This window comes from Dolichospermum sp. UHCC 0259, from assembly GCF_009711935.1.
Lineage (GTDB): Bacteria > Cyanobacteriota > Cyanobacteriia > Cyanobacteriales > Nostocaceae > Dolichospermum.
The window spans coordinates 1-23937 of record NZ_VIKX01000062.1 but is presented as its reverse complement, the minus strand read 5'-3'; the positions used below and the strand labels follow the sequence as shown (position 1 = coordinate 23937).

General features: G+C 36.7%; 21 protein-coding genes and 1 tRNA gene. 13 read left to right on the top strand and 9 right to left on the bottom strand.

The annotated features are described in order from the left end of the window. Positions 1 to 83 precede the first annotated feature (83 nt). Entirely contained in the window at positions 84 to 1439 is a 1356-nt protein-coding gene (locus FJR05_RS04925; protein ID WP_168643063.1) for a TrkH family potassium uptake protein, read from the top strand. Positions 1440 to 1466: 27 nt separating this feature from the next. After that, positions 1467 to 2162, top strand: a complete 696-nt coding sequence (locus FJR05_RS04920) for a TrkA family potassium uptake protein (RefSeq protein ID WP_168643062.1) — start codon at positions 1467 to 1469, stop codon at positions 2160 to 2162. Between the two features lie 64 nt (positions 2163 to 2226). On the opposite strand, the gene FJR05_RS04915 is transcribed toward FJR05_RS04920, so the two are convergent. Beyond that, positions 2227 to 3357 (bottom strand): tetratricopeptide repeat protein, encoded by a 1131-nt coding sequence (locus FJR05_RS04915; protein WP_168643061.1) that lies wholly within the window; start codon positions 3355 to 3357, stop codon positions 2227 to 2229. 66 nt (positions 3358 to 3423) lie between these two features. Continuing rightward, positions 3424 to 4560 carry a tRNA preQ1(34) S-adenosylmethionine ribosyltransferase-isomerase QueA gene (gene queA / locus FJR05_RS04910; RefSeq protein ID WP_168643060.1) on the bottom strand — a complete coding sequence of 379 codons (1137 nt, stop codon included), beginning with the start codon at positions 4558 to 4560 and terminating at the stop codon, positions 3424 to 3426. A gap of 271 nt (positions 4561 to 4831) precedes the next feature. On the opposite strand from queA, the gene FJR05_RS04905 reads away from it, so the two are divergent. After that, positions 4832 to 5221: a hypothetical protein gene (locus FJR05_RS04905; protein WP_168643106.1), complete on the top strand. Its 390-nt coding sequence runs from the start codon at positions 4832 to 4834 to the stop codon at positions 5219 to 5221. A 52-nt stretch (positions 5222 to 5273) separates the two neighbouring features. Here FJR05_RS04905 and FJR05_RS04900 read toward each other — a convergent pair whose 3' ends face one another. Then, positions 5274 to 5714: a YraN family protein gene (locus tag FJR05_RS04900; protein WP_168643059.1), complete on the bottom strand. Its 441-nt coding sequence runs from the start codon at positions 5712 to 5714 to the stop codon at positions 5274 to 5276. A gap of 14 nt (positions 5715 to 5728) precedes the next feature. On the opposite strand from FJR05_RS04900, the gene FJR05_RS04895 reads away from it, so the two are divergent. Then, positions 5729 to 6232, top strand: coding sequence for a pentapeptide repeat-containing protein (locus FJR05_RS04895; RefSeq protein WP_168643058.1), 504 nt, complete (start codon positions 5729 to 5731; stop codon positions 6230 to 6232). Positions 6233 to 6298: 66 nt separating this feature from the next. After that, positions 6299 to 7699 (top strand): adenylate/guanylate cyclase domain-containing protein, encoded by a 1401-nt coding sequence (locus FJR05_RS04890; protein WP_168643057.1) that lies wholly within the window; start codon positions 6299 to 6301, stop codon positions 7697 to 7699. A 47-nt stretch (positions 7700 to 7746) separates the two neighbouring features. On the opposite strand, the gene FJR05_RS04885 is transcribed toward FJR05_RS04890, so the two are convergent. Then, on the bottom strand, positions 7747 to 8286 hold the full coding sequence (locus tag FJR05_RS04885; protein WP_254446737.1) for a Uma2 family endonuclease: 540 nt from the start codon (positions 8284 to 8286) through the stop codon (positions 7747 to 7749). A gap of 189 nt (positions 8287 to 8475) precedes the next feature. Between FJR05_RS04885 and FJR05_RS04880 the strand changes: the two genes are divergently transcribed. Together FJR05_RS04880 and FJR05_RS04875 are read left to right on the top strand one after the other, a co-directional pair. Further along, positions 8476 to 9366, top strand: coding sequence for a DUF4922 domain-containing protein (locus FJR05_RS04880; RefSeq protein WP_168643056.1), 891 nt, complete (start codon positions 8476 to 8478; stop codon positions 9364 to 9366). An 81-nt stretch (positions 9367 to 9447) separates the two neighbouring features. Beyond that, on the top strand, positions 9448 to 10806 hold the full coding sequence (locus FJR05_RS04875) for a cysteine desulfurase-like protein (protein ID WP_174783578.1): 1359 nt from the start codon (positions 9448 to 9450) through the stop codon (positions 10804 to 10806). A 96-nt stretch (positions 10807 to 10902) separates the two neighbouring features. Here FJR05_RS04875 and FJR05_RS04870 read toward each other — a convergent pair whose 3' ends face one another. Beyond that, the gene (locus FJR05_RS04870) at positions 10903 to 13176 is read right to left on the bottom strand and encodes a bifunctional (p)ppGpp synthetase/guanosine-3',5'-bis(diphosphate) 3'-pyrophosphohydrolase (RefSeq protein ID WP_168643055.1); all 2274 of its coding nucleotides are present in this window, start codon (positions 13174 to 13176) and stop codon (positions 10903 to 10905) included. Positions 13177 to 13467: 291 nt separating this feature from the next. Here FJR05_RS04870 and patD point away from each other — a divergent pair, with 291 nt between their 5' ends. Together patD and FJR05_RS27845 are read left to right on the top strand one after the other, a co-directional pair. Next, positions 13468 to 13824 (top strand): heterocyst frequency control protein PatD, encoded by a 357-nt coding sequence (gene patD / locus FJR05_RS04865; protein WP_168643054.1) that lies wholly within the window; start codon positions 13468 to 13470, stop codon positions 13822 to 13824. A 363-nt stretch (positions 13825 to 14187) separates the two neighbouring features. After that, entirely contained in the window at positions 14188 to 14460 is a 273-nt protein-coding gene (locus FJR05_RS27845; RefSeq protein ID WP_371416801.1) for an AAA family ATPase, read from the top strand. A gap of 4 nt (positions 14461 to 14464) precedes the next feature. Here FJR05_RS27845 and FJR05_RS04855 read toward each other — a convergent pair whose 3' ends face one another. Continuing rightward, positions 14465 to 15706, bottom strand: coding sequence for an ISL3 family transposase (locus FJR05_RS04855; RefSeq protein ID WP_174783577.1), 1242 nt, complete (start codon positions 15704 to 15706; stop codon positions 14465 to 14467). Between the two features lie 178 nt (positions 15707 to 15884). Between FJR05_RS04855 and FJR05_RS04850 the strand changes: the two genes are divergently transcribed. From FJR05_RS04850 to trxA, 3 genes are all read left to right on the top strand, one after another. Then, on the top strand, positions 15885 to 17558 hold the full coding sequence (locus tag FJR05_RS04850) for an ATP-dependent endonuclease (protein ID WP_168643052.1): 1674 nt from the start codon (positions 15885 to 15887) through the stop codon (positions 17556 to 17558). A gap of 491 nt (positions 17559 to 18049) precedes the next feature. Further along, positions 18050 to 19297, top strand: coding sequence for a hypothetical protein (locus FJR05_RS04845; RefSeq protein ID WP_168643051.1), 1248 nt, complete (start codon positions 18050 to 18052; stop codon positions 19295 to 19297). Between the two features lie 303 nt (positions 19298 to 19600). Continuing rightward, the gene (gene trxA, locus FJR05_RS04840; RefSeq protein ID WP_168643050.1) at positions 19601 to 19930 is read left to right on the top strand and encodes a thioredoxin; all 330 of its coding nucleotides are present in this window, start codon (positions 19601 to 19603) and stop codon (positions 19928 to 19930) included. A 12-nt stretch (positions 19931 to 19942) separates the two neighbouring features. Here trxA and FJR05_RS04835 read toward each other — a convergent pair whose 3' ends face one another. From FJR05_RS04835 to FJR05_RS04825, 3 genes are all read right to left on the bottom strand, one after another. Further along, on the bottom strand, positions 19943 to 21442 hold the full coding sequence (locus tag FJR05_RS04835) for a family 10 glycosylhydrolase (protein WP_168643101.1): 1500 nt from the start codon (positions 21440 to 21442) through the stop codon (positions 19943 to 19945). A gap of 166 nt (positions 21443 to 21608) precedes the next feature. Further along, positions 21609 to 21682 (bottom strand) — tRNA-Pro (locus FJR05_RS04830). 122 nt (positions 21683 to 21804) lie between these two features. Continuing rightward, positions 21805 to 22170 carry a DUF1818 family protein gene (locus FJR05_RS04825; RefSeq protein ID WP_168643049.1) on the bottom strand — a complete coding sequence of 122 codons (366 nt, stop codon included), beginning with the start codon at positions 22168 to 22170 and terminating at the stop codon, positions 21805 to 21807. Positions 22171 to 22436: 266 nt separating this feature from the next. Here FJR05_RS04825 and recA point away from each other — a divergent pair, with 266 nt between their 5' ends. Continuing rightward, positions 22437 to 23510, top strand: coding sequence for a recombinase RecA (gene recA / locus FJR05_RS04820; RefSeq protein WP_096669215.1), 1074 nt, complete (start codon positions 22437 to 22439; stop codon positions 23508 to 23510). Positions 23511 to 23937 lie beyond the last annotated feature (427 nt).

Below are 23937 nucleotides of genomic sequence, written 5' to 3'. Positions count from 1 at the left end.
AATAACTCATTAATTCTACCTTGCGAAGATATCAAAATAGCCTAACGGCACAAAGTTTATTTATTTTTCATGGTTAATGACTTATGACTGTTGCGCGGACAATTTGTTTGGGATTTGTCGCTGTCATTCTCTTGGGAGCAATTCTCTTGACAATGCCTTTCTCTACTGGTAATGGTAATTGGAATGACCCAATTGTTGCCCTCTTTACTTCAACTTCGGCGGTTTGCGTCACAGGTTTAGCCGTAGTGGATACTGGTACTGATTTTTCATTTTTAGGTCAGTTGTTTATTGTCTTATTAGCGCAAATTGGGGGTTTGGGTTATATGACAACTACCACATTTTTAATATTATTAATTGGCAGAAAATTTGACCTGAGACAAAAAGTAGCAATTCAACAAGCTTTAGACCGTCCAGGCATGAGTGGAAGCACTCAAATTATCCGTTCTATTATTGCAACAACCTTATTGTTTGAACTCACGGGAGTATTTTTATTAATGATAGCCTTTGTTCCCGAAAAAGGTTGGCAAGAAGGAACTTGGTTAGCAATTTTTCATAGTGTTAGTGCTTGGAATAATGCTGGATTTAGTTTATTCAAAGACAGTTTAATTGGTTATCAATCTTCTCCTTTAGTGATTGTAACAATTGGCTGTTTAATCATCTTTGGAGGTATTGGTTATCAGGTAATTTTGGATATGTATCTTTGGTTGCGCGATAGTTTTGGTTATCAGAGTAATCGGATCATTAAAAAAACAAGTTGTTTAATATTTTCCCTGGATTTCAAAGTTGCAACTAGCACAACTTTAATATTATTGGTATTAGGAACAATTGCTCTTTTCTTTATAGAAGTTAGAAACGATAGCACCTTTGGACAACTAAATTTATTTGACAAAATATTAGCAGCTTGGTTTCAATCAGTCAGCACCAGAACCGCTGGTTTTAATAGCATTGACATTGGAAAAATGACTAATGCCGGATTATTTATTATGATTGCCCTCATGTTTATTGGTGCAAGTCCTGGAGGTACAGGAGGAGGAATAAAAACCACTACTCTACGAGTTATTACCAGTTGTACAAAGGCAATTCTCCAAGGCAAAGAAGAGGTATTATTATATAATCGTAAAATTGCCATCTCTTTAATTTTAAAAGCTGTGGGGGTAGTGTTTGGTTCACTAGCAACAGTGATTGTTGCAACGGTTTTAATTAGTATTACTGACCCCACGTTGGCTTTTATTCAAATTCTTTTTGAAGTAGTATCAGCCTTTGGTACAGTCGGACTTTCCACAGGAATTACCGCTACTGTTTCTACCGCAGCCAAATTAATTTTAATTCTCACCATGTATATTGGTCGCGTTGGTATTTTATTATTGATGTCATCTATCTTAGGTGATCCTCGTCCTACCAGAATTCACTATCCCGAAGAAAATCTCCTTGTTGGATAATCCCCATTACCAATTACCAATAAAATTATGAACCTTTCATCATTAAAATTTCTTCGCAGTTTACGTAAAGATAACCAACAATTTGCTGTCATTGGATTAGGTCGTTTTGGTCGTTCTGTTTGTTCAACATTGCATAATTTAGGCTATCAAGTGTTAGCTACCGATATTGACGAAAAACGGGTTTCTGAAGCCTTGAATGAAGAAATAGTTGGTCATGCTTTGCAACTAGATTCAACCGAACCAGCAGCACTGAAAGAAGCCGGAATTTTTGAATTTGATACCGTCATTGTTGCTATTGGTAACTACGTTCAAGAAAGTGTTATTACTACCTTAAATGTCAAAGAAGGTGGTGTACCTCACGTAGTTGCAAAAGCCTCTAGTGAAGTTCACCGCAAATTATTACAACGAGTGGGCGCAGATCATGTAGTATTTCCAGAATATGAAGCTGGTTGTGCTTTAGCACGAACACTCACTAAACCGGGAATTTTAGAAAGATTTGATCTTGACCCAGATAACAGTATTGTGGAGTTAATTGTCCCTGATGAATTTCATGGAAGAACCATTGCTGAACTTCAACTGCGTAACCGCTACGGTTTAAATATGTTGGCTGTCAGTCATGATGGTAAATTTATCATTAATCCCGAACCAACTAAACGTTTAGAAAAAGGTTCTGCAATGGTTGTAATTGGTTGTAATAAAGATATTAATCGGTTACCAATATAGGGATTGGGGACTAGGGACTGGGGACTGGGGACTGGGTAAGATTTTACCAATTACCAATTACCAATTATTTTGGATTTGTGATTTCCTTATTTGGTGTGGAATCCGGTACAGTAGTTTTCTCAGTTGTCGAAGTATTTGCAGGTAAATCTTCAACAGGGGGAAGACTTGCGGGCGCTTGTTCAACTGGTGGAGTAGTAATTGCTGTTGCGCTACCGGGTTGATTTACAGGTGTTGTTTTGGGTGCTAAAATCTGGGCAATTTGCTGGATGATTTGTTCAGTTTTGACAACTTGCTCAGTATTTCCTTCCGTTATATACTGTTGACGAGCGCGTCTTAATGCTTGAGCAGATTCGTTAAAAACACCTTGATTATATAAGGCTACTCCTAAATTATAGTGAGCAGAGGTGTTTTTCGGGTTTTGCAAAATTGCTGCTTTATAAATATTAATTGCTTCGGCAATTTTGCCTTGATTTACTAAAAGACTACCTAAATTATTGTAAGCTACATAATTTTCAGGATTTATTTTTAAAACTTCCCGATAAGCAGTAATTGCCGATTCTACTTGACCTTCTTGTTGTTGAACAATTGCTAAATTGAAATAAGCATTTTGATGATTTCTATCTAAATTAATGGCTTGTTCATAAGCAGAAATAGCATCTTGACGCTGATCTTGTTCATAGAATATAATTCCCAAATTATAATAAGCATCAGCCAATGTGGGAGTTACAACTAAAGCTTGACGATAAGCTGTAATAGCGGCTTCTTTTTGTCCCTGTTTTTGTAAGGCTACACCTAAATTATAATAAGCTGATCCCAAATTGGGATTTAATCTAATGGCTTCTCCAAATTCTTGGATAGCTAAATCTAAGCGATTTTGTTGTAAAAGAATATTCCCTAAATAATTTCGCGCTTCACCAATATTAGGATCTCGCTCTAAGGCTTTACGAAAAGCCATTTCTGAACCTTGAAAATCTTGACGATTATAAAATGTCACTCCCTGTTGAAAAGATATCGCTGCTTCTAAATCTTGGGAAACAACTTCTGCTGCTGATAGCTGACTGTTGGGAGAATTAATAATTGCAGGTAAAGTCAAGATTAAAAATACGGAAGAAGTAGAGACGATACTTGTTAATACCTGCTTGTATGTAGCCTTAGCTATGTTAAAAGACGGAGATTTATGGCATTTTTGATACATGACTCACTACCCTTTAGTTATACTGAATCCAATCTAAATTAGATTATCCATCACTTCATCAAAAATTCATAATTGAATACTTTTCCCTTCTGGTAAAATCAACATAGCATCACCAAAAGAGTAAAAGCGATATTCAGAACTAATTGCTTGCTGATAAAGATCCAATAGTCTTTCTCTACCAATTAAAGCACTAACCAGCATCAATAAACTAGAACGGGGTAAATGAAAATTGGTGATTAACCCCTCCACAACCTGCCATTTATACCCAGGATAAATAAACAAGTTTGTCTTCCCGACAAAGGGCTGTAAATCCCCAGATTGTGCCGCACCTTCCAAAGCTCTTACCGCTGTTGTTCCCACCGCAATAATTCGTCCCCCAGCAGCCTGAGTAGCCCGAATTTGCTCAACGGTATCAGCGGGAACTTCAATCCATTCCTCGTGCATAGCGTGGGTAGTGACATCTTCTACCTCTACTGGGCGGAAAGTACCGATACCAACATGGAGAGTAATAAAAGCTTGATTAATGCCATTACTACGCAGTTTTTCTAGTAATTCCGGTGTAAAATGTAATCCTGCCGTTGGGGCTGCGATCGCTCCCTGCTCTTGAGCATACACCGTCTGATACTGTTCATCAGCCGCCGTAGAAGCCGTAATATAAGGCGGTAGGGGAATCTGTCCAAACTTCCCTAACACCTGTACTAAAGGAACTGCTGGAGGCAAATCAAACTGTAATAAGCGCCCCCCAGTTTCTGGATCTGACTCAACAACTGTCGCCCTCAATTCCTGTTTATTCCCATCTTCTCCCGCTGTAAAAATAATCTCACTACCCACCTTAAACCGCTTACCGGGTTTCACCAAAGCCAACCAGCAATTATGTCCTCGTTCCTCCAACAGCAACACCTCCACCTCCGCACCTGTATCCTTACAGCCATATAACCGAGCGGGAATAACCTTTGTATTATTCATCACTAGTAAATCACCCGGTTTCAGCAATTCCGATAAATCACGGAAAATGTGATGTAGAGGTGGTATAATTTTACCAGCTTCAGGTGAATTGATCACCAGTAACTTAGAACTATCTCTAGGAACGGCAGGGTTTTGGGCAATTAGTTCTGGTGGAAGTTCGTAGTCATAACCAGACAACGAACAATCTAAATTAACATTTTGTGCTTCTGCTTTATATTGTATAATTTGTCGCTTCATATTAATTAAGTAATTGTTAAATTGTTATAATAGTATGCACTTAAATGAGCTAAAAAACTTACTGTAACCGCTATCCATTACTTTTACTCCTTCTTCATTCCCTCTTCTTCATTCTGACTCCTGACCGGTCACTGAGCGAAGCCGAAGTGCTGACTCCTGAATTATTGGGTAAATCTCCCCATAGGATAACGGGTGCTTTTACCCTACCCAGAACCCCATCCCATTAACGAAGATAGATAGGCAGAACTAAATTTAATCCCATAACATTATGATGGAATACTTATACTATCTAGGCAATGCCACCCTCACCCTGAGAATCGTTCAATACTTACATGGTAGACCACAACTTCCTGTCTCCTTTGTAAGCGTGATTCATCAAATTGATGGTTGGGTAGTCAGAATCAAACTCAGAGAAACAGTCTCAGAGCAACAAGACGGAGATTTTCGAGCGTTCTTGAGTGAATTGGGAATTAGCTATCAGCCACCAATGAGAGTCCAAATGGCATTTTGGAGTTTAGAATCTGGACAAACACCCGTAGACGTAATGCGTCGTTACCAAGTAGCAGTTGTTTCTCATGGTAGCCCGGAAAGAGAAGAAATTGAAGCATTTAGACAACAATTTGTTAGAGGTTTAGGCTACTGTCCAGAAACACTCGCGTAAACAATTCCCAATTAAGTATCGCAAAGTAAAAATAATTTTGCAATCATGATTATTACTGTTCAAAAGCTGCCTCAATATATTGTAGCAGCTTAAATTCATATCCAGATATGGATAAACGCTCTAAAAATTCTTCGCTAATCATCTTTTTACTTTGTAATTGATAATGAACAAGTGCCACATCAAAGCGACAAGCATAATCAGCTTTTTGTGGATATTCGGCTAAAAATATTTCCGCCGTCCGCCAAATTTTCGCTTGTTTTTGGGGAGTAATGGCATTTTTCCCCCCTTCATCCCAATTACCAGAACTGCGGGTTTTCACTTCAACAAACGCCAGAATTGAGTCTTGATATTGAGCGATAATATCAATTTCCCCCCAACGACAACAAAAGCGCCGCTGCAAAACTTCCCAACCTGTAGATTGTAACCATTTGGCTACCAGGTCTTCACCTATGTTACCAATATCTGCATAATTAAATGGAGAAGGATTAGCCATTAATTAACAATACCATGAATACTAAGCATCGCAATTGGATAAGTATACTCAGTTTATTACTTTGGGTGATGATTTCCACCACAGCCTTAGCAGCTTTTGTCCCTTCTGCTGTAGCACTGGAATATAACAAAGAAATTCTTATCAGTGCTGATTTTTCTGGACGTGATTTAACAGATTCCAGTTTTACTAAAGCAAATCTTCGCTACAGTAATTTTAGTAACTCTAACTTAAGAGGTGTGAGTTTTTTCGCCGCCAATCTAGAATCAGCAAATTTACAGGGAGTAGATCTAACTAATGCTACCTTAGATTCAGCGCGGTTAATTAAAGCCGATTTAACCAACGCCATATTAGAAGGAGCATTTGCCGCTAGTGCCAAATTTGATGGTGCTATAATAGACGGTGCAGATTTTACTGATGTACTACTGCGTCGAGATGAACAAAAGAAACTATGTAACGTAGCAAAAGGGACTAATCCCGTGACAGGAAGGGATACAAGAGATACATTATATTGTTCTTAGATAATAAAAATCCCAGACTTCTCAAAGAAGTCTGGGATCTATAAATCATACTGGAGAAAACAGTAAATGCTAAAGCAGGTAAAATTTTGCCTAAACCTTTTTCAAGCAAAGCTGTCACGGTACATAGTTACCTGGGTATTTACTAGCATTGTTGTCATTGAAATTGCAATTTTAATACCGTCTTATTTTCGACGACAGGATGAATTACTTTCTAATTTAGAGAATGTTTCTACTGAAGTTTTTTCTTCCTTAGTTTATCTTATTCAACAGGGGGCAGATTCTCAAGAAATTCTCAAAATAACAAGTCAAAAACTCAAACCTAATTCTGTTATTTTAGGTGGAGCAATTTACCAAGCTAATGGCAAATTAGTGGGAACATTTGGAGAAAAACCCACTATTTCTCACATTCATCTAGTTAAAGATAAAATAATTCGAGTCCAAAGCAAAAACAGTACACGCTATGATGTAGCTTGGCCTGCTTCCATGTTTGCAGGAAAATATATATTAATTATTCGTCATAATTCTACCGCTGTCAAAAATGAATTGTTTGCTTTTTCTTTAAGAATAGCAGGGTTAATATTTATTATTTCAGTTTTTGTGACTCTAACTACTATATTAACTTTGGGAGTAACAGTAATTAGACCAATTTTACAGTTACGTGATGATCTAGTAATTGCCGGAGAAGCTATTACTAATGATAGTGACGATCCCGTTTTTTCTACCATGTCTAAGAAACGCCAGGATGAAATGGGCGAGGTAATATTAGCATTTTACCAAATGTTTGCCAGAGTTAGACAAGAAATTCGTGAACGTCAACAAGTAGAAATTCGTTTACGCAATGAACAGGAAAAATCCGAAAGCTTATTATTAAATATTCTCCCCGCAGAAATAGCTCACCAATTAAAACAACAACAAAGTGCGATTGCGAATCGGTTTGATGAAGTTACAATTCTTTTTGCTGATCTTGTTAACTTTACAGAATTAGCTACTCAAATTTCACCCATAGAATTAGTTAACTCTTTAAATCATATTTTTTCCAGTTTTGATCGTTTAGCTCAAATCTACGGATTAGAAAAAATTAAAACAATTGGTGATGCTTATATGGTAGTCGGTGGTTTACCTAATCCCCATCCAAATCATGCTGTAGCTATTGCTAAAATGGCGCTGGATATGCAGCAAGAAATTACTAAATTTAAAACCTCTACAGGTCAACCTTTTCAAATACGAATTGGCATAAATACAGGTTCTGTAGTTGCTGGAGTTATCGGCTTAAAAAAGTTCAGTTATGATCTATGGGGAGACGCTGTAAATCTAGCCAGTCGCATGGAATCTCATGGGATTCCTGGAAAAATTCACGTTTCAGAAGTTACTTATTTATTAATTAAAGATGAATTTCAATTAGAAGAACGTGGGATAATTAAAATTAAAGGTAGAGGAGAATTAACCACTTATTTTCTAATTGCTTAATTCCCCATAAGATCCCCGACTTCTTAAAGAAGTCGGGGATCTAAATCTTAATTTATTATATTTTGTAGAATTTGTAAAAGTGTTAATTTGAGTTCTGGAAATAATGGTGAAATAATTAAATCATCACCTCTAAATTGATTAACTATGTATTCATCATCAACTAAAGAATAAATAGAAATAGTCGGTTGTTTAGGATTACCAATAAATCTTTTACCACCGAAAGCACCATAATCAACTATCCAATATTCAGGAATACCCATTGATTCATAATCATTGGCTTTATGAGTATAGTCTGTTTGCCAATTACTGATAACAATTTCTATCACTAAAGGAACTGAAGCAGCTTGAGTAATAGTTGATTCTTTTTTCCACAAAGATTCATTAGGTAAGTTAGCAGGATTTAATAATAAAATATTAGGTGAATAGGCAGATTCAGATTTTGGTACTTTGATTAATGTTGTTTTAGGTATGAGGTAAGAAAGATTAAATTTTTGTAGGTTGGGTTGAATGAAGTGAAACCCAACATTGGTGGTAAAATATAGGGCTACTATTTGATTTTTGAACAAGCTGTAAACCGTAAACCCCATCTAATCAACGATTGAGTCTCAGTATAATGAACAAGAATCAAACCGGATTCCTATAGTAATAGTTGTTGGGTTTCCTTGCGTCAACCCAATCTACAATAAATGTTTAAATGAAGGGAAAAGTAAATCCGAAATTATTGATTTTATATAACCAATTTATGATATAAACTTGTCAGTTATCTACTATAAAATATGCACCAGCAAGAAATCCGACTTCAATCCGGTACATTATGGACAAGGATTAAAAAAACTACCGAACAGGCTTTAAAATCTGGAGCATTAAAATCTATTCCCACAGAGGTGGAAATTATTGAACAAGATGGAATCAAGTTTGTGGTCAGAATTTTAGAAAATATCAATCGCAAAAAAGCTGATCAAGAAAAACAAGATCAAAAAACTGCTAAAACTGGTAAAGAATTTAATCCTTTTTTACCTTATGAAGAAGGTTTATTTGTGGCAGATATCTCTCCTACTCATGTTTGTATTTTAAATAAATTCAATGTTGTTGATTATCACTTTTTGATAATTACCCGTGCTTTTGAACCACAGGAAAGCCTACTTACCCTGGAAGATTTTACAGCTATGTGGGCTTGTTTAGCAGAATTTGATGGGTTAGTATTTTATAACGGTGGTAAACTTGCTGGAGCAAGTCAACCACATAAACATTTACAAATTGTTCCTTTCACAGAAACAGATATTCCCATTTCACCCCTTTTGAAAACAGCAAAATTAGAAAATGATCTGGGAACTATCCCCGAATTTCCCTTTGTACACACTTTCACTACTCTTGAATTGGGAGAAAGTGCCGAAATAACCTTCAAAAAATATCATACATTACTACAAACTTTGGGAATTCAACCCCTAGAAAATAATATGCAATCAGGAGCATATAATCTCTTGATAACGCGAGAATGGATGTTAATTGTTCCTCGACAATTTGAAGAATTTGCAGAAATTTCTGTCAATTCATTAGGGTTTGCAGGGGCATTGTTAGTCAAAAATCAACAACAAATACAACTATTAAAAAATATTAGCCCTATTAAGCTTTTAAGTAATGTTGCTTTTCCTAAACAACAAAATTAAATGTTAGACTACAATCTAGGTTAATATAATTCTTCCTTTGCGTCCTGGCGCGAAACAAAAATCATAAAAAAGAGGAAAATCATGGAATCTCTAGACATAAAATGGATTCGTTCCCAGTTTCCCGCACTTACCCAAACAATTAACGGAAAACCAGCGATTTTCTTTGATGGACCCGGTGGCACACAAGTACCCGGTGGTGTACTAGACGCAATTAGTGATTATTTAGTCAGGTCAAATGCTAATGCTCACGGTGCTTTTGCTACCAGTATGCGAACCGATGCCTTGATTATTTCTGCCAGGGCGGCGATCGCTGACTTCCTGGGATGCGATAATGATGAAGTAGTATTTGGCGCAAATATGACCACCCTCACCTTCTCCGTGAGTCGCGCTATTGGGAGAGAACTACAACCCGGTGATGAAATAATTGTTACAGACTTAGACCATGCAGCTAATATTTCTCCCTGGTATGCCTTAGAAGAAAAAGGTGTCATTATTCGGACTGTTGATATTAATATTGCTGACTGTACATTAGATATAACCGATTTAGAAAAAAAGATAAATTCCCGCACCAAATTAGTAGCAGTTACCTATGCTTCCAACGCCGTCGGCACAATTAATGATATTACTAAAATAGTTAAACTCGCCCATAAATTTGGGGCTTTAGTATATGTTGATGCCGTCCATTATGCCCCCCATGCACCGATAAACGTTCATCATTTAGACTGTGACTTTCTCGCCTGTTCCGCCTACAAATTCTTCGCACCTCATGTAGGAATTCTTTACGGAAAAAGAGAACATTTAACCAAATTTTCCCCTTATAAAGTTAAACCCGCATCAGAAGAAGTCCCTTCCAGATGGGAAACAGGAACATTAAATCATGAAGGTTTAGCAGGATTAGTAGCAGCAATTAATTATTTAGCAAAATTAGGTTGTCATGTTTCCCCAACCTTAGACAACGAATTACTTTCCTCCTTAATAGAAGCCGATAGAGAAGGCTTAACCACCTTCCATTGTCCTCGTTTCCTAACCGAAATAGACCAACCAAACCACGAATTAGCATCAGCTTATCATAGCCGACGAGCCGCATTATTATCAGCAATGTCAGCCATTCAACAATACGAAAGAGAATTAAGTAAAAAGCTGATTTTAGGATTATTAAAAATCCCCGGTTTAACCCTGTATGGAATTACCGAACCCAGCCAATTTACATGGCGCACACCAACAGTTTCTATCTGCATAGCAGGAAAAACACCAGCAACCATAGCCAAAATATTAGGAGAACAGGGAATATTTGCTTGGTACGGAAACTTCTATGCAATTAACCTCACCGAAAAACTAGACGTAGAAACATCAGGCGGCCTATTACGAATCGGACTAGCCCATTACAACACAGCCGCAGAAATAGATCAACTTTTGCAAACCCTAAATGAAATCGTGTAGAACCTTGAAATTACAGCCATTCTCATGTATCTCTTTCTCCGTGCCTGGAGCGCCTCTGCGTGAGATAAAAAATATGAAAATAGCTGTAACACCCAACTAACCGCAGTCCTCAGCCTCACAAACCCGACGAATATTGAGAATATCACTCATTTTCTTGAGTTGCACAAATAAATGTTCCAACTGAGAACAATCGCGGACATCAATTCCCAAATCCATCAACGCAGGTTGTCCCAGACAAGTTTTTACTTGAGCATGACGAACATTGATACCCTGGTCACTTAAACGCGAAAGTACATCTTTTAATACTCCCACTCTATCCATAGCCTCAATTTGCACATTAATTGGATAAGTATGAGGACGGCCACGATTTTCCATAGCCGAATTCCAGCGCACTGGTACTAAACGCTCATATTCAACAGGATCTACATTATGACAGCCTTGGCGATGGATAGAAATTCCTCTGCCTCTTGTCACCACACCCACAATTGCTTCACCGGGAATGGGGGTACAACAGCCAGCGATATGATGAACCAAGCCCTCCATACCAATAATCGGGGAATCACTAGCACGGGAAGTAATTAGTGATGTATCCCGCGAGGATTTTGGCGCTGGTTCTTTGGGGATAAATGGGACAACATCACTCACCGGTTGTCTAGCCTTCACAACTTCTCGCCAACGGTTCAGCACTAAATTCGAGGTAATTTCCCCATAACCCAAACCAGCAAGTAAATCTTCCACACTGTGATAATTACATCTTTCCGCGACAGTGTACATAGCGTCTGATTTGAGCAAACTTTCAAAACCAGTTTTCCCCAATTCCTTCTCTAATAAATCCCGTCCTCTAGCGACATTTTCTTCCCGGCGCGATCGCTTGTACCACTGTTTAATTCGATACTTCGCCGCTGAAGTGCTAACAAAATTTAACCAATCCAAACTAGGATGACAATTCTTTTGAGTAATAATATCCACAATATCGCCATTATGCAATCGCGTTGACAAAGGCACAATCCGCCCATTCACCCGCGCCCCCGCACAGTGGTTTCCCACCTCAGTATGAATCCGATAAGCAAAATCAATACTTGTAGAACCAGGACTTAAAGGAACAACATCCCCCTTTGGGGTGAAGACATAAACATCATCTTCAAATAGATTATCCTTAACACTATCTAAGTATTCCTGAGCATCTTTTAAATCACTTTGCCAATCTAGCAACTGCCTTAACCAAGTAAACTTTTCATCAGTGCTGGTAACAGGAGTATTTTCAGAACCACCTGTTTCCTTATACTTCCAATGGGCAGCAATACCATATTCCGCAATATGGTGCATTTCCAAAGTCCGAATTTGCACCTCCAACGGGCGGCCAGTCAAGCCAATTACCCCCGTATGCAAAGACTGATAATGGTTTGGTTTCGGCAAGCCAATGTAATCCTTAAATCTACCAGGAATAGGACGAAAAGAATCATGAACCACTGCCAAAGCCCGATAGCATTCTTCATTAGTTTGGACAATAATTCGCAGCGCCGCCAAATCGTAAATTTCATGAAATTCCTTCTGCTGCCGCTGCATTTTCTGATAAATGCTATAAAGGTGTTTAGGACGACCGCTAATTTCCAAACAATTAATTCCCGCCTTCAGTAACCGACGGCGCAAAGTATCCGTAGCTTTGAGTAACTTTTCTTCCCGTGCCGTGCGTTTTTCCGCCACACATTTCTGAGTTTCCCGATAAGCATCTGGTTCTAAATATTTAAATGCTAAATCCTCTAATTCCCACTTAATTTGCCAAATCCCCAAGCGATTCGCCAAAGGTGCAAAAATATCTCGCGTTTCCTGGGCGCTGCGTTGACGACTAGCATCTGACATATATTGGAGGGTTCGCATATTATGCAAACGGTCTGCCAGTTTCACCACAATCACCCGAATATCTTGTGCCATAGCCAAAAACATTCGCCGGAAATTTTCCGCCTGACTTTCGGTTTTGCTAGTAAAATTTATTTTCGACAGCTTGGTAACACCTTCTACCAATAGTTTTACTTCTGGTCCAAAACGTGCTTCTATATCTTCACTTGTAACTTCTGTATCTTCAACTACATCATGAAGTAACCCGGCTGCTATCATAGCAGGACTACCACCTAATTCACGGAGTATTTCCGCTACAGCCACAGGATGGGCAATATAAGGTTCTCCCGATTTGCGAATTTGACCACCATGCAGTTGATATGCAAATTGAAAAGCCCGACAAATTAAGGCATTACCGTTATACGTTCGGTCTTCTTCCTCCGTAAGGATAGGCGCTGGCGGTGCAATTAAACATTTGTTAAGCCAGTCTGGGAGAACAACATCAACAGGAGATTTGACGGCTACACTACTCATAAAATAAAAAAGGTAATTTGTGGATAGGTTAAGAGATAAGCAAAAATAACAGCATTTCTATAAATAGATGCTGTTGACTGAAGGTTTAGAGACAAGGTTGGAGAGATGATGTCCTAATTGCCTATGGTCATCATCCATTGTAGGTTTCATCCAAACATCATAAAAAACCTATTGACGGTAAATCAAGCCTCCAAATAAAATTTGAGACTTGTGATTTTGAGCAGGAACAATGGAAAGCTTGGGGATATAAGAAAATTTTCTTGACATTAATACTATCTTAACTAGCAACAGATGTCTTTTAATTGTGATAAATATCAGGAATTGGCAACATTTCTAGATGAGTTTCGGACTAATGTAACAGTAGGTAAACTCAATGCTGGGGAGTTACGTCCGCATTTAGCCAAATTACAGGTGTTTTTTAGCCAGCAAATTGTTCCTTTGGTTGATGCTAATTCACGAGAACAATCCTATAAAACCGAAATAAGTAAGCAGTTGCGACTATTGGAAGTAGATATGATGTTTCTTCAAGGAGCAAAGCAATTAACAACACTACAAGCTAGGTTAAAAACCATTGAAGAACGAATTAATACTCTAATTGGGTATTGTCAAGCTATTACTCAACCTACGGAAGCGCAGGAATCAAAGTAGGAATTTGTTTCACGCAGAGACGCAGAGGCGCAAAGGAAGAGAGGAACAAGAGTGTTTTTAATCTATACGTTTCGCCTATGATTGTGCCAAAATTAATCTAACTGTTTTTGTTCATCTATAACCGATGGTTTGGTACAGCAATTCTCATTTTAAGGTTTCATCGCTCAAAAGTCAGAATCGCGGATTATATGGATTAAAAGATGGCGCGGATTAGGTTTTTTGCTATGATAAGAGTTACTAAAATCCGTGAAATCAGTGCAATCCGTCTAATCCGTGATTCTAACCTTATTTTATTCTTTTCAAAATGAGAATTGCTGGGTTTGGTAAACAGGGTATAAATCACAGTATTTTTTGAAATATATTATGCATATTTCTCGGTTTAAAGTCAAGAATTTTAAGTTATTTCAAGATATTGAAGTAGAGTTTAACCAGACTCTTAATATTTTTACTGGAGTTAATAATTCAGGTAAAACCACACTACTACAAGCGTTATCTTTATGGCATGAATGTTTTACTAAATTAATTAGAAAAGCCCTTAGAACAACTAGTAACTATAGAAGAAATGATTATATTTTAGGAACTACTCAAGACAAATACTTTGATCAAATTAAGGCTCTTCGGTACTTGTTATGCTAAACTATTAAACAAAATGCCAGTTTAATAAGCATCTAATTCGGAAATTCTCAAAGTTTTTAAATCCATATCCCGACCGTTTTATTAGTTTAAGCTTGTTATTAATTCCTTCCACAGTACCACTGGTTGTCCTATTATCAAAATAGGCTATAATTTCCTGATACCAACGAATAATAGTATTGTTGCTATTAGGGAAGTATTTCTTAGCTCTTGATAACCACATACCTAGTTTAAAAACTCCTGTATACCAATCATTTGTGTTATTAAAAATCTTCCTAATCTTTTCTTTAAATTCGTGCATTTCCTTCAAAATAGGCGAGACATTTTTAACTTGAATAAGTTTATCCAATTGCTCTTGAGTTAACTTATCTTGATTCTTAAGTAAAGGATATTTACTATTCTTTAATCCGGCTAATATTTCTTCATATTTTAATTTGTCTGTTGCATTTGCTTTCTTAATTAAATCTTCAACTTTTCGTTTTTCTCTTTTTCTTTGTGTATCTAATTCTTTATTAATCTGTGTCATTACGTGAAATCTATCGGCTACTACTTGAGCATTTGGCATTAATTCTGTTACTAAAGTTTTATAGCCAGTCCATAAATCTATACTGACTTCTTCTATATTTTCTAAAATCTCCGTTCCCCATTCTATAAGGGTTTGCTGGATTATTTCTTTTGTTCGTCCACTTAAAATTGCAATTAGTTTGCTTTGATCTAAATCTACTAATACAGCACAGTAATTTCCATGTCCCTTCTTCAAAGCTATTTCATCAATTCCTAGTCTTTTCAGATTTATAGGTTTTAAATTTGGTAATTCTTCCGATGCGTCTTTTAACATTCTTTCTATTTCGTCTTCTGTTACTATACCTTTTGCTGCTACACTATAAATATCATTTTCTAAAACTTCTTGTATCGTCTTATGTGCAAGACGGTTTGTATAGGTTCTTTTCTTTTTTACAAAATCTAAATCTTCACTAAAAGGTTTTTTACATTCTCGACATTTAAACTGTCGGCGATTAATTTCTAAAAATACTTCTTTTTCTCCAAACGGGAGATCCTTAATAATATGTCTATGATTTTGATGTAATTTATGGCTGGTTGTGCCACACTTAGGACAGGTAGCAAATGACTTTTCTTGTTCAATTTGTAAAATCATCCCAATCCCAGTGTGAAGACGATGTGATATAACTTTTACATCGCTTAAATCAAGAATCTCTGTTAGAACTTTAATATCTCTTTTACCAGTCATAGCACTAATTTCATCTAAAAATAATCTGCATTGTATTTATAGTTAATAACAAATATTCTTTATATGTCAACCCTTACAGCACTTTTAGATATTTATTGATACATTTTGTAATATTGTTTAGTGAGTGTAGCTAATAGTTTGGCATAACAACTACCGAAGAGCCCAAATTAATAGTGTTTTGAGTCCTAATTTTGAAGATATTTTTTATCAAAGAGATAAAAATAATAAAATTGAATTATCCGCGACACTTGTTAATGATAATGAAGAAATCACAATATGTTTTAAAATTAGTAGTTCAGGACGTAACTATGTAATTGAGTTACTTGATTTTGGAAGTTATGATTTTAACAAATTCAATAATTTTTTGCAAAATTTACCGTCTCCTTTTAGTTTTTACTATACCTCACCTTCTAGTGCAATTCGGCAAATAGAAAGATTCGTAACAATCCCACAAATCCAAGAATCTATTATCAATCGTGATTCATCAAGCGTTATTCGTAATCGGTTATATCAACTTTATAACTCTTCTGATCCTTCTTTGTTTAGCAATTTTTTAGAGACTCTATCTTTTATTCTTTACAATCGAAATCAGAACATGAATATTTCTACAGTTAGCCAAATTCAAAAAGATGTAACAGTTTTATTTAACTTTAAACATAATGAAATAGACATTGAAAAAGATATTGCACTTCTAGGTAGTGGCAGTTTACAAATTATTGAAATTTTGCTAAATCTTTATCATCCTTCTTCTATTCAAAAAGACTTAAATTTGATTCTTTTGGACGAACCCGATAGTCATATTCATAGGGAAATCCAGAGTCGTTTGTTAAAAATATTAGTGCAATTCTCCGAAAAAAATCAAATTTTTATCACAACTCATAACGAAGCGTTAATTCGTAGTGCAAATTTATCTAATTTATTCCATCTTGATGGTCAACCTACAGGCATATATAAAAACATAAATAGTAATAATCTGATAGCAGTAACGTCACGTTTTTATGGTATTTATCCCTCTCAAGTTAATCCAGTTATTAGTGCATTAGGAACTGTAAGTGGGTTAGATTTTTTAAATGCCATTGAATCAGATACTCTAATCTTTGTTGAAGGTGCAGATGATGCACAAGTAATTGATATCTTACTGAAGCAGAATATTAGTAATCATAAAAAATATGTTTATTGGGTTTTAGGAGGAGTTAGTGAAGTTTCTGAGAGAATTTCACATTACAAAACCGTTTTTTCGGAAGTTAAAAATAATCAAACACTTTGGCAGAAATCCGTGTTAATAATAGATAGAGATTTTTTGATTGACATTCATCAATTTGGACTTACTAATGAGTTTCAGAATAGAATTAATTTAAAATCTCATATTTGGTCTGCTTACACATTTGAATCAACTCTATTTACTGATATATCAAAATTAGCTCGACTGTTAAACAAATGGTTATTTAAAAAAGGTGTGAATGTTGATATTAATATTTTGGAAAATGAGTTACAAACTAATTATTTAAATTGTCAGCCTATGTTAGCAACCCGCTATAATGATAAGAAATATGAGGACGTAGCATTTTGGTATAGAAATCTTCAAATTAAATTAAATATTGTCTTAGACAATAAATACATGAAAGCTAACGATCAACAATTAAACACTAATGTAAGTCAGCACGTTAATAACTGTTTTATGAATAATGATCTTTTTAAATTGATGACAAAAGATGATGTGGAAACTGTTATTTCTGCTACCTTACAGCCTCATGGGGTAAGTTTTGATGTAAAAACTGAATTTATTGAATTAATTGAGCAAATAGATAGATCACTTTGGTTTGATGAGTGGAATTTTTTAAATTCAATTTAGCTTTTTAAGTTACGATTTAGTGTATTATTAGGGCTTGCTGATAGCGTAACGTGGCGTTAGCTATATAAACATAAAACCTGGACAAATAAATAACTTGGGGGGATAAAATGAGCGGTGGTGTCTAAGTAGTTTAACAGAAAAATTTCAAGGTATGTATCGGTATGTAAAGTTGTCCTAATGCGTTATTCTGGTTGAGTTTCAGCCATTTTACAAAACGCAAGATACCTCATTTTTATTTTGTTAACCTACTTAGTCCATATTGGGTTTAATTTGCTCTAATGTGATAAGGTATATAATTTTATTATTCATTATAAAAAAGCAAAAATTCCATCTCTCAAACTCTGCGTCTTTGCGTGAGAAAAAATATTTAACTTACTCACAAAAAGTCAGAACTAACTACGTAACAAGTATATCAAACTTAACAAAAAACACCAAAGTAACCAGAAAATGGTAAATTAATTTCAGTTGTAACTATTCTCAATCCTGTTTATATGTTTACCAGAATCCGCCGGCTTTCAAATCGGTTTTTTAATAACTCTCGAACAGTAAACAACGAACCACTAAATAAAGTGAGTTTAGTTGTCATTATTTTAGTTGATATTTTTATTTTAATTAATGTATTTACGGGTTTAAATAATATTAGTGAATGGCATCTTAGCCCGACTCAAGCTTATCCATGTTATTCTGAATGGAATAGTTACAAAACCCAAACTACCAAAAATAAAGATTATGAATTTTTGAGGAGTTCATTACCTTATGGTAGTAACGAGCAAAAAATTCGGCAAAGATATCAAGATGCAGAAATTGGACATTTGGGTAAGGTTTCGGAAATATGTTTGAACTATGGTGAATCTAAAGATAAACTGAATAATCCGCAAAATCAGAAAATTCTCACCACGATAAATCAGACACAAGATAAAATTAGTCGTCTTGAACAAGCAAATGCTACCATTCGTCAACAATATGATTCAACCTTATTAGAAAAAATTGCCGGTCAGTCTTCAGGTAATTCTATTAATCAGGTTCGCGCCGAAAAAGCTAAACAGGAATTAACACAAAATAGCGAAAAAATTTCCACCTTAAAACAGGAAATTGCTAATCTGCAAAATCAACTGCTGACAAAATCTGAAAGTGTTAACTTATTGTCTTTTGTCAAAGATGAAACTAAATTTAATCAAGTTGCTAAAGATTATAAAGATGCTTCCTTTTGGTATCCTAGCATTCAATTAGTTTTTCAAGCTATCTTTTTAATTCCACTCATTCTGATGGCATTATTAGTTAATAATTTCAGTCAACGGAAAGGATATGGATTAATAGGATTAATTAGCTGGCATTTGCTAGTGATATTTATCATTCCCCTAATTCTGAAAGTATTTCAATTTTTACAGATTGGTATAATATTTCAATTCTTATTTGATATCATTAGTTCCCTATTTGGGGGATTAATTTTCTTAATTAGTTACGCTTATATTTTGCTAATTCCCTTGGTTGGTTTTGGCATGATTAAATTCTTCCAAACTGTTGTCTTTAATCATAAAATTCAAGCGGCTAACAGAATTCAAAAATCAAAGTGTATTCGGTGTGCTAAAAAAATTCGTCCTCAAGATAGCCACTGTCCCCACTGCGGTTACTATCAATATGTCGAATGCCATAGTTGTCATAATTTAACCTATAAAGAATTACCTTATTGTCATCATTGCGGTGCTGATCAAAATTCTCCTAATTTAGAGATAAATTGACACTTTAAGAAAGTATAGAACTCATATTTTATTTTTGAAAAAAATTAGGTATTGTAGGGTGCGTCAGATATTACAAATCTGTTGATTGATAGAATTTATGCGGTCTGACGCACCCTACGTATCTTTTCATAAATCAAATATTATTCCTATATAAAAATTTCGATGCAAGTCAGGTATAATTGGCAATAATTAAACGCAGATGGCAGAAGATAGACGCAGATAAACGCAGATAATTTGGTTTTTCTGCTCTCCTCATTTATTCGATATTATTAAGTTATTGATTGAAATCTAGGCAAACAATTTATGTCATCTATTACCAATGTTACTGAAGCTACATTTAAACAAGAAGTGCTAGAAAGTCAAACTCCTGTTTTAGTTGATTTTTGGGCCCCTTGGTGCGGTCCTTGTAAAATGCTGTCTCCTGTAGTGGAAGAAGTGGCTGCGGAATATGCAGGACAGGTAAAAGTGGTAAAGTTGAATGCTGATCAAAATCCTACTGTTGCTAGTCATTATGGGATTCGCAGTATTCCCACTTTGATGATATTTAAGGGAGGACGACAAATTAAAACAGTTGTTGGTGCTGTTCCTAAAACTACATTATCTGCTACATTAGATAAGTATGTTGATTCGTAGCTGTCACATTTTTCACCGAACATTACAAGCTTTCCGTTCACTGTCATGTTCAGGATGTTGCCAAGAATAAGCAAAATGGCTAACACCCTTAATTTGAGGAGATAATTGGCGGAGGGCTTGCATTTGTACTTCTAATGGGGGACGATTGCTAATTGATTCTCCCCACTTCCCAGCTAAGGCCGGAATCACTTTTGTGCCTGGTTGTGCCATTTTTAAAACTTGTTGAACTTGCGCCACAATGCAATTAGCATTTCCGCAATTTGCATAGGACATGGGATGCCATTCTAGGGTACTGGGGAACTTATCCCAAGGTTGCAAGCGGGAATCATACCCTTGTCCTAAAGCTTGATTACCTTCGGGAAAAAATACTGCTCCCGCAGGAATACCTTTTTGTTTGGCTGGGTAACTTGCTAAAGTTATAAAATCTACGATACCTTGCATAGCGTGAGCAACGGAGAGTAACCACAAATCCAATTGCAAAACCCGCTGTTTTTCCTCTGGAGAAGGTAAAGATTTCTGCTTTCTTGCGGGAATACGCCCTTCCCATAAGGGTTCATCTTCTTGAGGATAGCGTTTATCAATTTCTGCTATGTCGCCAGCACTGACATATCCCCTAGTGAGAAAACGACGAATTAATTCTAACCCTTTGGAATTTTTGGCGCGACGAAATAAGACTTCTTGAGTGGCTGGAGTAAATAGCCAGAGGTCATGAACTTTGGTAGCAATGGAGTCACTACCAGTCTGGCGGGGATAGCGAACATAATCGAAGAGAATACCATCTGGACGACGGCGGACAACCTGTTGTACCATACGGTAGTAATCGGTTTTAGCCTGGGTGTTGTAGGGATCAATGAAGACTTGGGAACTATCTTCTACTACGGATAAGCTGGTTTGATTTTTGCCATTACGAGCGATCGCATTTTGTCTATCTGCACGTTTAGCATAGGTGTAACCAAAGTTATTAGTAAACATCCAAGCATAAACTTTTAACCCCCGTTGTTGCCCTTTTTTTATTGCTAATGCTAATAAATCAATTTTTTCTGCACCAGGAAGACGAACTACAGCAGGCCAAACAGTTGGGTTAGCTGCGGCTGGTAATAGTACCCGTCCATCATAAAATACTTCTAAATAAACTTGGTTATAGCCTTGGTTGACAATTCTATCCATAATTTTATCAACTGCTCCCGGCTGGATATCACAGGGATACAGGCGCAACCACACAGCCTGAGTTTGCGGCCAAGTCTGACTACGACAGGTTTTTAATTCTTGTGTATGCTGTTTGAGTAATTTCTGATAGCGACTCGCTGCCTCTTTATTGCCTTTAAAAGCTAATAAACGTAAGTTTTCTTTTTCTTGAGTTGCTTTCGGTGATAGCCAACAATCTTGTCCGGTTTGAGCAATGGCTGGTTTTGTAGCTAGGTTGAGAATCAATAAGCAATTAGTAATAATTACAGTCAATAAACCTTGCCAAGATAAAACTACTTTTAAAAATTTCCAGTTAAAATCAGACATAAATAGCCATAAGTTTTGATTCGTCAGAGCTGGCATGAAACATCCTGTACTTAAAATGTTCCCACATCTGGAGAGACGCACAACCATCAAAAGCAGTATTTCATATAAACCACTCAGACATATACTGAAAATTAGAAGAATATGCCATTATTAAAGTTTCCGTAAATCGGAACGTAGGGATTTGAACCCTAGACCTCCACTACCCCAAAGTGGCGCGCTACCAAGCTGCGCTACGTCCCGTAAATGTGAACTTGAGATTTTAGACTTTTGGTGTGGGGATGTTTCCAAATGTATGAATCTAAAATTAATTAAGTCACTCTTGCGAGTATATCACAAGGTTAGGAAAAATAGCAAGGGGTGATTCAAAAAACTTTTAGCATTCGGACGGCTGACAACAATTCAGCTACGGCGGACGCTTCCCATTTACCTTCTGTCCCTCGTCCTGTGTTGAGGATAAAGCGCAGATTGTAGGCATGAGCATAACCTTCCACTTCCATCCATAATAAGTCACTTTCGGCTTCACAGGCAATTTTTTCCTCGTCCATTAATTCTGTAGCTAGATGCTTCATGGTATCTGCAAGCTGATTCAATAGACGACAAAATTCATTTAATTCTGCTTCGGTTAATTCTATCGCCCAATCTTGGGTTCCCACTAGTCCTTTAAATTCTGGTGCATCTGGATTCCAGCCTATGCGCCAACCAGTGCCGCTTTTGATGACTCGTTCCATACTGATTTATGCTCAGACTACTGCTATTAACCTTGAAAATTATACCAGTTGGCTTTAACGATGGCGATAGATAGAAAGCCGATACAGCCAGTCTTTCACAATCTTAAATCGAAAATGCTATAATTTTTCAGCGATCGCCTTAGGATCTTGGCAAACATAATTTTGTAAACATTCCTAATTGGCACACTTTCCGGTTAGGATAGTATATCCGTTCTATTAAAACTCCCGTCCAGTAATTTTGGAAAATCCTATACTTAGAGGCAAAAATGGCAGCTAATACTGAGACTTCTGGCAAGCAAAAAGCGTTAAATATCGTACTTGGACAAATTGAGCGCAGCTTCGGAAAGGGAGCAATTATGCGCTTAGGTGATGCCACCCGGATGAAGGTAGAAACAATATCCACCGGGGCGCTCACCCTAGATTTAGCCTTGGGTGGTGGTTTACCCAAAGGACGGGTAATCGAAATCTACGGACCAGAAAGTTCTGGTAAAACTACTATTGCTCTCCATGCTCTTGCAGAAGTGCAAAGGAATGGTGGTATAGCGGCTTTCGTGGACGCTGAACACGCCTTAGATCCTACCTACGCCGCTGCATTGGGTGTAGATATTGATAACTTACTCGTTTCTCAACCAGACAATGGTGAATCAGCATTAGAAATAGTTGATCAACTTGTGCGTTCTGCGGCTGTGGATATTGTTGTTATTGACTCCGTTGCTGCTTTAGTTCCCCGCGCTGAAATTGAAGGGGATATGGGGGATATTCACGTAGGTTTACAAGCTCGGTTAATGAGCCAAGCTCTCCGAAAAATCACTGGTAATATTGGTAAATCTGGATGCACAGTTCTTTTCATTAACCAGTTACGGCAAAAAATCGGTGTCACCTATGGTAGTCCCGAAACAACAACAGGTGGTAATGCGCTGAAGTTTTACGCTTCTGTGCGCTTGGATATTCGCAGAATTCAAACTTTGAAAAAAGGAACTGATGAATTTGGCAACCGTGTCAAAGTCAAAGTAGCTAAAAATAAAGTTGCACCACCTTTTAGAATTGCCGAATTTGACATTATTTTTGGTAAGGGTGTTTCTACCATTGGTTGTTTAGTGGATATAGCTGAAGAAACGGGTGTTCTTTTGCGTAAAGGTGCTTGGTATAGCTACAGTGGTGAAAACATTTCCCAAGGTAGAGATAACGCGATTAAGTATTTAGAAGAAAAACCAGAATTTGCTGCCAAAGTTAAAGAACAGGTTTTGGAAAAACTCGATAAGGGGGCTGTAGTTTCTGCTAATTCTGTAGTTCAACCTCATGATATTGAGGAAGAAGAAGAGATTGAGTTAGAGGAATAGAAATAGGAGTCAGGAGTCAGGAGTCAGGAGTCAGGAGTCAGGAGTCAGGAGTCAGGAGGAAGAATTAGAAGAAGAGAAGAATAGTCTTGAATCTGGTAAAGTGATAGGTTTTTGCTAATTTCCACCCTGATTCCTTGCACCTGATTCACCTTTTTCACCTTCAAACTCTTGATTTATCTAAGTTTTGCGTTTATTCAGCAAGCCCTAAATAATGTTTAAGTGTTGATTTCAAATTTGTAACTCCTGCAACCTGCAATGTGTTGTAGTTGATGAAAACTTTTTCGTTCCTAGTCTCCGATTGGGAACGAGATAAAGTATGAATTTAGACTTTTTAAATAACCTCTAAGCTGCTTTCATTACAGCCAATAATTCCAGGGCTATTTCATTCTAAATAATTGCTTGAGTGTGCTAAGACCAAAACCAGCGA

Excerpts from the sequence above, each read along its gene's own strand:
- FJR05_RS04905 (WP_168643106.1), top strand. The coding sequence starts at position 4,832 with ATGGAATACTTATACTATCTAGGCAATGCCACCCTCACCCTGAGAATC.
- FJR05_RS04855 (WP_174783577.1), bottom strand. The coding sequence starts at position 15,706 with ATGACTGGTAAAAGAGATATTAAAGTTCTAACAGAGATTCTTGATTTA.
- recA (WP_096669215.1), top strand. The coding sequence starts at position 22,437 with ATGGCAGCTAATACTGAGACTTCTGGCAAGCAAAAAGCGTTAAATATC.
- FJR05_RS27845 (WP_371416801.1), top strand. The coding sequence starts at position 14,188 with ATGCATATTTCTCGGTTTAAAGTCAAGAATTTTAAGTTATTTCAAGAT.
- FJR05_RS04900 (WP_168643059.1), bottom strand. The coding sequence starts at position 5,714 with ATGGCTAATCCTTCTCCATTTAATTATGCAGATATTGGTAACATAGGT.
- FJR05_RS04875 (WP_174783578.1), top strand. The coding sequence starts at position 9,448 with ATGGAATCTCTAGACATAAAATGGATTCGTTCCCAGTTTCCCGCACTT.
- queA (WP_168643060.1), bottom strand. The coding sequence starts at position 4,560 with ATGAAGCGACAAATTATACAATATAAAGCAGAAGCACAAAATGTTAAT.
- patD (WP_168643054.1), top strand. The coding sequence starts at position 13,468 with ATGTCTTTTAATTGTGATAAATATCAGGAATTGGCAACATTTCTAGAT.
- FJR05_RS04870 (WP_168643055.1), bottom strand. The coding sequence starts at position 13,176 with ATGAGTAGTGTAGCCGTCAAATCTCCTGTTGATGTTGTTCTCCCAGAC.
- FJR05_RS04835 (WP_168643101.1), bottom strand. The coding sequence starts at position 21,442 with ATGTCTGATTTTAACTGGAAATTTTTAAAAGTAGTTTTATCTTGGCAA.
- FJR05_RS04890 (WP_168643057.1), top strand. The coding sequence starts at position 6,299 with ATGCTAAAGCAGGTAAAATTTTGCCTAAACCTTTTTCAAGCAAAGCTG.
- FJR05_RS04915 (WP_168643061.1), bottom strand. The coding sequence starts at position 3,357 with ATGTATCAAAAATGCCATAAATCTCCGTCTTTTAACATAGCTAAGGCT.
- FJR05_RS04925 (WP_168643063.1), top strand. The coding sequence starts at position 84 with ATGACTGTTGCGCGGACAATTTGTTTGGGATTTGTCGCTGTCATTCTC.
- FJR05_RS04825 (WP_168643049.1), bottom strand. The coding sequence starts at position 22,170 with ATGGAACGAGTCATCAAAAGCGGCACTGGTTGGCGCATAGGCTGGAAT.
- FJR05_RS04845 (WP_168643051.1), top strand. The coding sequence starts at position 18,050 with ATGTTTACCAGAATCCGCCGGCTTTCAAATCGGTTTTTTAATAACTCT.
- FJR05_RS04880 (WP_168643056.1), top strand. The coding sequence starts at position 8,476 with ATGCACCAGCAAGAAATCCGACTTCAATCCGGTACATTATGGACAAGG.
- FJR05_RS04920 (WP_168643062.1), top strand. The coding sequence starts at position 1,467 with ATGAACCTTTCATCATTAAAATTTCTTCGCAGTTTACGTAAAGATAAC.
- trxA (WP_168643050.1), top strand. The coding sequence starts at position 19,601 with ATGTCATCTATTACCAATGTTACTGAAGCTACATTTAAACAAGAAGTG.
- FJR05_RS04885 (WP_254446737.1), bottom strand. The coding sequence starts at position 8,286 with ATGGGGTTTACGGTTTACAGCTTGTTCAAAAATCAAATAGTAGCCCTA.
- FJR05_RS04895 (WP_168643058.1), top strand. The coding sequence starts at position 5,729 with ATGAATACTAAGCATCGCAATTGGATAAGTATACTCAGTTTATTACTT.